Here is a 7,457-nt window from a genome sequence, read left to right on the forward strand (position 1 = left end):
AGCTCCCACTCCCGGCCCATGTAGCAGAACACCCCAATCAAAAAGTGCAGCACAATCAGCTGGTAGGGGCCGCCGTTGTACAGCCACTCGTCCAACTCTTGCCGCAGCTTGCTGATGCGCCGCTGGATGGCCCGCCGCTCCATTTCCAGTTGGGTTTCCCCAGGGCCACGGGTGCCGATGCCCCCACCTAGCCGAGACATGGTGCGACCGCGACCGGCCAGGCGAGGCAGCAAATACTGCAGTTGCGCCAGCTCCACCTGCAATTTTCCGGCCCGGGTTCTGGCCCGCTGGGCAAAAATATCCAAGATCACCTCGCTGCGATCCACCACCCGCACCCCCACCGCCTCTTCCAAGGTGCGCACCTGGCTGGGGGTGAGTTCCCGGTCGAACACCACCAAGTTAGCGCCCAGATCCTGGACCAGCAGCGCCAGCTCTTGCACCTTACCGGAGCCGATTACCGTGGCCGAGTTGGGTCCCTCCCGCCGTTGCCAGAGGGCTTGCAGCACCTGACCGCCGGCGCTTTCCACCAGGCGGCCCAGCTCCGCCAACCCATCCATGAGATCCTCGTAGCTCTGCCCGGACTCCTGCAGCCCCACCAGGATGGCCCGATCCTGATCCAGATCCACCTGGCGGGCGGTCACTTGGCGCCGAAAGCCATCTTCTAGCTCCGCCACCAGCTCCTGCAGATCCTGTTCTGCCAGGATCCCCAAAGGCAAAGGCTCAGAAACCTGCCAACGGCGCTCTCCCTCCGGCAGCAGATGGGCCAGATATGCCCGGTGAACAAAGCCCGTAGCCGCTCCTCCCCGGCGTCGGTGCCCTCCTGACTTGGACACGGAAAGGGTGATGAGGGCATCCAAACGCTGCAAAGCCATGGCCGTCAGCGCTTTTTGACCGGGGCCCCCCTCCCCCATTTGGGTGGTGATGCAGCGGATCCCGGATAGGCGCTCGGCCCCCTGGCGGGGCAATTCCCAAGCGGGAATCTGGGTTTCAAAAGGGGATCCCACCCCTACGCGGATCACCTGGCCGCGCCGGTTGAGGTAAACGCTGATGGGCCGGCCTTCCAACTCTTGGGTCAGGGATCCCAGCCGTTGGGCAAACTCCACCGTCACCAAGCGGTCGGGGGGTAGGCGCAGTTGGTAAAGCCGTTGCAGTTGCTTTTGTTGGTGGGGCTTTAACCCTTTGGCCTGTTCGCGAAAGCCTCGCGTAGCGATAGCAGAGCTGAAACGGGGGTCGGTCTGCTGGCAAGCGGTGCTAGCCCTGGGCATAGGGACGGGGAAAGACCCAAAAACAAGCTTTCATCTACCATACACGCTAGCTGACAGCAGGAACTTGGGATCCAAAAGCAACGGCGGCAAACACTGGCCCAGTGTTGGAGCTGCCCAAGCGGGGATCCCTGTATTGAGCTTGCTGTCGGTGAGAGAGTTTCCAAATCGGTTGGGCATCCCTTTCGCTCCGTGTTGCCGGAATCCTGCTGCAACTCGGAGTAGCTGCATAAATCGGAAAAAGCCGTAGTGCTAGCTCTTGGTTTTTATAGATGCACGATTTCAACATCACCCCATTTTCTGTGCAAATATTCAGCAACCAGCCTACGATGACAGTGCTCAGGAGTAGCTTCACTACAAAGCAGACATCCTCCATCGAGAATACTTTTATCCACTTGATCTTCAATACGACGCTCGGCCATCAACGACAAAAACTGTCTCTCATAATTAGACCAGTCACCACTAGCTTTATAACCATCAAGAATTTCTTGGGTCGGTGCCAATTCTGGCAAATGAATGTATCCAAGCTTACAGATCTCGTGAAGGAAGAACTCTAGGTCATTCTTTTTCGTGAATCCCGCCAGTTGCGAGGTGTTATTAAGTCGAGTATCAACAACTCGAACCAGACCAGGCTGTTTTAAGCGATTAAAAAATTGCTCTGCACTTTTCTTCGTGAACCCTATTGTAAATATCTTCATGGCCTCGCGCTCCGCTCATCACTTTTTGACATTTTCTCATCTCGATAGGCGACACGCCTGCCTTGAATGAGATAGGCTTCGGCTATAAACTCTTCCCGACTTCTAAACAAGTCCCCCTCTGGAAGTTTGCAAAGGGCAAGAAGACGAGATTCTAGAGCCTCATGAGACGCATCCATTCCCCTGGCTCTCCGTTCTGCCATTCCTTGCCGGCAATACAGCGACCGGCCATTTTTCTGGAGTTGGCGAAACAGACAATCGTCTTGGCGTAAGACATACAGGCTTCTGGGGCAAGGGCAAAGGCTCAATGGGAGTAATTTTCGGCTTCTTGAAAGTCCAGTAGTCAAATCCGTTCTTCAGGGCGAAAGGGGATCAAAAGGGCGCGGGGCGCTTTGGCATGGCGAGAGACCAAAATCAACGCCACAATACTGAGCAGATAGGGCAACATTAAGAAAAACTGATAGGGGATCCGGCTACCCCAAAGCTGCTGAAGGCGCAATTGCAAAGCATCAAACCCGGCAAACAGCAACGCTCCTCCTAAGGCTCGCCAGGGATCCCAAGCGGCAAAAACCACCAGGGCAATGCAAATCCACCCCCGTCCATTGACGATATTGAAGAAAAACGCATCGAACGCAGAGAGGGTTAAAAAAGCGCCGGCCACTGCCATGAGAGCGCTGCCCACCATCACGGCCCCGGTGCGAACGGCATAGACCGGGATCCCCTGGGAAGCGGCAGCTTGGGGATTTTCCCCAACCATGCGCACGGCCAGGCCCAGAGGAGTTCGGTAGAGGATGTAGGCCATGAGGGGCACCAGGAGAAGGCTGAGGTAGGTGAGGGGCGGCTGGGTAAACAGGGTTTCTCCCAGAAAGGGCAGGCTGGAGAGACCGGGGATCGGCCAAGGGCTGAAGGGGACGATTTTGGGAGGAGAGGTGACCTGGGGCAGGGCCATGCGATAGACAAAATAGGCGGCATTGATGGTCAAGAGGGTAATGCCAATGCCGGTGACGTGCTGGGAAACCCCAAGGCGGACGGTCAACAGGCTGTGAATCAAGCCCACACCTGCACCGAGGACGGCAGCAAAGGCTACGCCCCACCACAATCCGGATCCCTGATAGACCACCAGCCAACCGGTCATGGCCCCCAGGGTCATGATCCCTTCGATGCCCAGATTGAGAACGCCGGCCCGCTCACAGAGGACTTCGCCCAAAGTGCCAAAGAGCAAGGGAGTGGCAATGCGCAGGGTGGCCACCCAGAAGCTGGTGGTGCTGATTAAGCTGATTAGACTCAGGAGTGCAGACACGGGTGCTCAGTCCCAGCGCAGACGATAACGGGCCAATCCCATGCAGACCAACATCCACAGCAGGGCAGCAGCAACAATGACATCGGCAAGATAGGTGGGAACGCCCAAGCTACGCCCCATGGTATCGGCTCCCACATAAACCCCGGCAATGAAAACTGCGGCCCCCACCACTCCCAAGGGATGCAGTTGGGCCAACAGGGCAACAACAATGCCGGTGTAGCCAAAGCCAGGGGATAAATCCAAGGTGAGATAGCCCTTGAGCCCGAGGAGTTCACAAGCTCCCGCCAAGCCTGCCAGCCCACCTCCCAACAATGAGGTATATAAAATAACTCTCCGGACTGGGATGCCGAGGAACCTGGCCGCTTCTGGGTTGGCGCCTACGGCTCGCATTTCTAAGCCCCAAACGGTGAACCGCTCTATGGCCCACACCCCCAGGGCAGCGAGCAGGGCGATGATTAAACCAGCGTGGAGACGACTGCGGGGGATCAGCCGCGGCAGTAGGGCGGCATCCACAAGGGCACGACCTTGGGGCCAACCCAGAGCCAGAGGATCTTTGAGGGGGCCTTCCAGGAGATAGCTAATCCCGAGAAGAATGACAAAATTGAGCAGCAAGGTGGTCACCACTTCGTCCACCTGGAACTGGGTCTTGAGCCAGGCCGGGATCCACAGCAGCAGCCCTCCAGCAATCCAGCCCGCCAGCAGCAGCACCAACACCAACCATGGACGCGGCAGCGAAAGCCCAGCGGTGCCCAAGAGGCTGGCAGCCAGAGCCCCACCATAAAACTGGCCTTCCGCACCGATGTTCCACAACTTGGCCCGAAAACACACCGCCACCGCCAATCCCGTCAGGATCAGAGGAACGGCCCGAGTCAAGGTCTCGCTTAGGGCAAAGGGGGATCCCACCGCTCCCCGCAGCAAAGCTCCATAGGCTGCCAAAACCGGGGATCCCGTCCACAGGATCAGCAGGCTACAGGAGAGGAAAGCCAGGACAATGGCTGCCATCGGCGCGCTCAGGATCAGCCAAAGGGGCACAGTGGAACGAGGTTCAACACGCATCGGCCACCTCCTGCCCGGCCATGCGCAACCCCAAGGCGGTCACCGTTGTGGTTTGGGTCGGGACTGCCGAGGAAAGCCGACCGCGATAGAGCACCGCCACCCGATCGGCCAAACTCAGCAATTCATCCAGGTCTTCGGAAATGAGCAGGATCCCGGCTCCAGCTCGGGCTGCTGCCAGCAGTTGGGCATGCACGTAAGCCACAGCCCCCAGATCCAGTCCCCGCGTCGGTTGGTGAGCCACAATTACCTGGGGATCCCGACACAGCTCCCGCGAGAGGATCACTTTTTGCATATTTCCGCCGGACAGCAGTTGCACTGGCATCTGGAGCGCCTGCCGCGGATCCCCACTCTGGAGTCCCCGCACATCGTAGGTCTGTAGCCAGGTGTGGGCCTGCTGATAGATTTGGCGGTGACGCAGGATCCCCCACCGCGAGAATTCGGGATCCCGATAGCGCTCGATCACCCAATTCTCCCACAGGCTAAGGGAACCGATCAGTCCGGTCTTGTGGCGGTCTTCCGGGATCCGGGCCATGCCTTGCCGCACCATCTCAGCAGGAGAGATCAGCCGCAGGACTCGGCCATGCAGATGGAGATGACCTTGGTGGGGCCGGATCACCCCACAGACCAGATCTGCCAGAACGGCCTGCCCATTGCCCGCCACCCCGGCAATACCCACGATTTCGTGACGCCGCACCGTCAGAGAAACCTGCTCCAGATGCTGCTGCCCTGCCCGACAGGAGACCTGCTGCAACTCTAAGACCGTCTCCCCCGGAGACAAAGGGGCTTTGACCACCGCCGCCAACCGCTGCCCCACCATCGCTTCCGCCAGAGCTGTGGGATGGATCTCAGCCGTCTTGCCCGCCATCACCACCCGCCCTGAGCGCAGCACCATCACCCGGTCACTGATGCGCATCACCTCCTGGAGCTTGTGGGAAATCAGCAGGATCCCCAGCCCGCGACCGGCCATCTGCCGTAGGGTGTGAAAAAACGGCTCAATTTCCGGTGGGGTCAACACCGCCGTAGGCTCATCCAAAATCAGGATCCGCGCCCCTCGATACAGCACCTTGAGGATCTCCACCCGCTGCCGCTCCCCTAAGGTCAGGGATCCCACCAGGGCATCGGGATCCACGGCCAACCCCAATTCCTCAGCTAGCTTTTGGATGCGCCGCCGTCCCTCTCGCCGCCGAGACCACAGGTGCCACAGGGGCTGAGTGCCCAGAAGAATGTTGTCCAGCACCGACAGATTATCGGCCAAGACCACATGCTGATGCACCATGCCTATCCCTGCCGCCAGGGCAGCCGCCGGGGATCCCAGCTTGAGGGGCCGACCAAACACCCACACCTGACCCTGATCGGGAACATAGTGCCCAAACAGGATATTCATCAGCGTCGTTTTGCCCGCCCCATTTTCCCCCAAGATGGCCAGAATCTCCCCGGCCCGCAGTTCGAGATCGATCTGGTCGTTGGCCAGCAGAGCGCCAAAGCGCTTGGTGATGCCCACCACCTTCAGAGCCAAAGGCGCTTCAGAGGGTGGACTTGGGTTCGCTATCATCGATGGCTACAACAAAAGACCCTGCCAGAATCTCTGCCTGCCTCTGCATCACCTTAGCTTTCAGTTCAGCCGGAACCTTGTCGGCGAAGGTTCCCCAGTCGGAGAGGCTGGATCCCCCATATTTCATCATACTGTAGATCCCGTAGTCCTCTGCCTTAAACTCTCCGGCCTTCACCGCGGCAATGGCTCTGTCGATGGTGGGTTCCATGTGCCACAGGGCGCTGACCACCACCGTTTCCGGGTAGTCCGGCTGGGTATCGATCACATTGCCGATGGCCAAAACGCCCCTCTCTTTAGCGGCATCAGATACCCCAAACCGCTCTGCATAGAGGATATCTGCGCCGGCATCAATTTGGGCAAAAGCCGCCTCTTTGGCTTTGGGGGGATCAAACCAACTGCCGATAAAGGTGACCAAAAACTTCACCTCCGGCTGCAGTTCCCTCGCCCCTGCCATAAAAGCATTCATGAGGCGGTTCACTTCTGGAATGGGATAGCCCCCCACCATGCCGATGATTTTGGAGCGGGTCAGCCCCCCGGCCACCATTCCCGTCAAATAGGAAGGCTCGTGGATGTAGTTGTCAAACACGGCAAAATTGCTCAGGGCAGGATCCGGCTTGAGGCTGGATCCCATCAAAAAGCTGACCTTGGGATAGTCTTTGGCTACTTCCCGCGCTTCCCGCTCCACCCCGAAGACCTCACCCACCAGCAGTTGGACGCCGCTCTCGGCATACTGACGCAGCACCCGTGGGTAGTCGGTGTTGGAAACTGACTCCGACCAGGTATAGTCAATATCCCCCCGCTCCTGGGCAGCCATCAACGCTTTATGGATCCGGCTCACCCACTGCTGCTCAATGGGAACCGTATAAACCCCGGCCACCTTCAGCTTGGTTCCTTGAGCCACCGCGGCATCGCGAACCAACCAGCGGCTCCCCATCAAGCCAGCCACGAAAGCCCCAGAACGCAGGCAGAAGTCCCGCCGGGAGAGTTCTAAACGTGCCATAGTCGCTTCTGTTGAGGTTACTTCGAGATCGGGTTACTGCTCGGCTTATCCTAAGGGGGAGATCCCTGAAAATATGTATCCTGAAATACAATTTTTTGAGAAGGAGCTTGTTTGTAATGGACAACGAAGTTTCGCTGACGGTTGGAATGGATGTAAGGGCCAAGTCCTCTCAAATCAGCTCTCGATAGATTATCCCTCTGACTACTTGGTTGATATCTTGCACAACCGGATGCTGTTGGGGACTACAGCCCTCTTTTATAAAGTGAGCAATAACCCAATCAACTGGTTTCCTAAATTCGGGCTTTGAGGTAATTTAAGACATCTTTATCTGATTTGGCCTATCATTCAGTCAACTGTAGTTGCTTCTTTCCATCCTAAGTTCAAACAAATAGCCACAACATATGGATCTCATTTTGCGCCGGGCCAATTTGCCGGATGGCCGCAAGGGAATCGATATCGGTATCCAGGGGGATCGCATTGTGGCTCTGGAAAGCAACTTACAGCCTTTTAATTTAAAATAGGGTACAGGTATTCAAGAGGAAGGAGAGAAAGGAATGCCGACTCATTCTTTGGATTTGCGGCAAAGAGTTGT

At 57.6% G+C, this 7,457-nt stretch carries 7 protein-coding genes; all 7 read right to left on the bottom strand.

The genetic code is table 11. The annotated features are described in order from the left end of the window. On the bottom strand, positions 1-1,265 hold a 1,265-nt coding region (gene hflX, locus ACVW0R_RS13225), incomplete at its 3' end, for a GTPase HflX (protein WP_457502185.1). Positions 1,266-1,528: 263 nt separating this feature from the next. Further along, entirely contained in the window at positions 1,529-1,960 is a 432-nt protein-coding gene (locus ACVW0R_RS13230; RefSeq protein ID WP_457502186.1) for a DUF488 domain-containing protein, read from the bottom strand. A 151-nt stretch (positions 1,961-2,111) separates the two neighbouring features. Further along, on the bottom strand, positions 2,112-2,234 hold the full coding sequence (locus ACVW0R_RS13235; protein WP_011430422.1) for a dual OB domain-containing protein: 123 nt from the start codon (positions 2,232-2,234) through the stop codon (positions 2,112-2,114). 66 nt (positions 2,235-2,300) lie between these two features. After that, the gene (locus ACVW0R_RS13240) at positions 2,301-3,257 is read right to left on the bottom strand and encodes an ABC transporter permease (protein WP_099812064.1); all 957 of its coding nucleotides are present in this window, start codon (positions 3,255-3,257) and stop codon (positions 2,301-2,303) included. A 6-nt stretch (positions 3,258-3,263) separates the two neighbouring features. After that, positions 3,264-4,313 carry an ABC transporter permease gene (locus ACVW0R_RS13245; RefSeq protein WP_457502187.1) on the bottom strand — a complete coding sequence of 350 codons (1,050 nt, stop codon included), beginning with the start codon at positions 4,311-4,313 and terminating at the stop codon, positions 3,264-3,266. Continuing rightward, positions 4,303-5,865 (bottom strand): ABC transporter ATP-binding protein, encoded by a 1,563-nt coding sequence (locus ACVW0R_RS13250; RefSeq protein ID WP_457502188.1) that lies wholly within the window; start codon positions 5,863-5,865, stop codon positions 4,303-4,305. Before ACVW0R_RS13250 ends, ACVW0R_RS13245 begins: the two co-directional genes overlap by 11 nt. Then, on the bottom strand, positions 5,837-6,865 hold the full coding sequence (locus ACVW0R_RS13255; RefSeq protein WP_414389483.1) for a BMP family protein: 1,029 nt from the start codon (positions 6,863-6,865) through the stop codon (positions 5,837-5,839). The genes ACVW0R_RS13250 and ACVW0R_RS13255 overlap by 29 nt, the downstream gene beginning before the upstream one ends. Positions 6,866-7,457 lie beyond the last annotated feature (592 nt).

Source organism: Thermostichus sp. MS-CIW-15 (genome assembly GCF_054060575.1).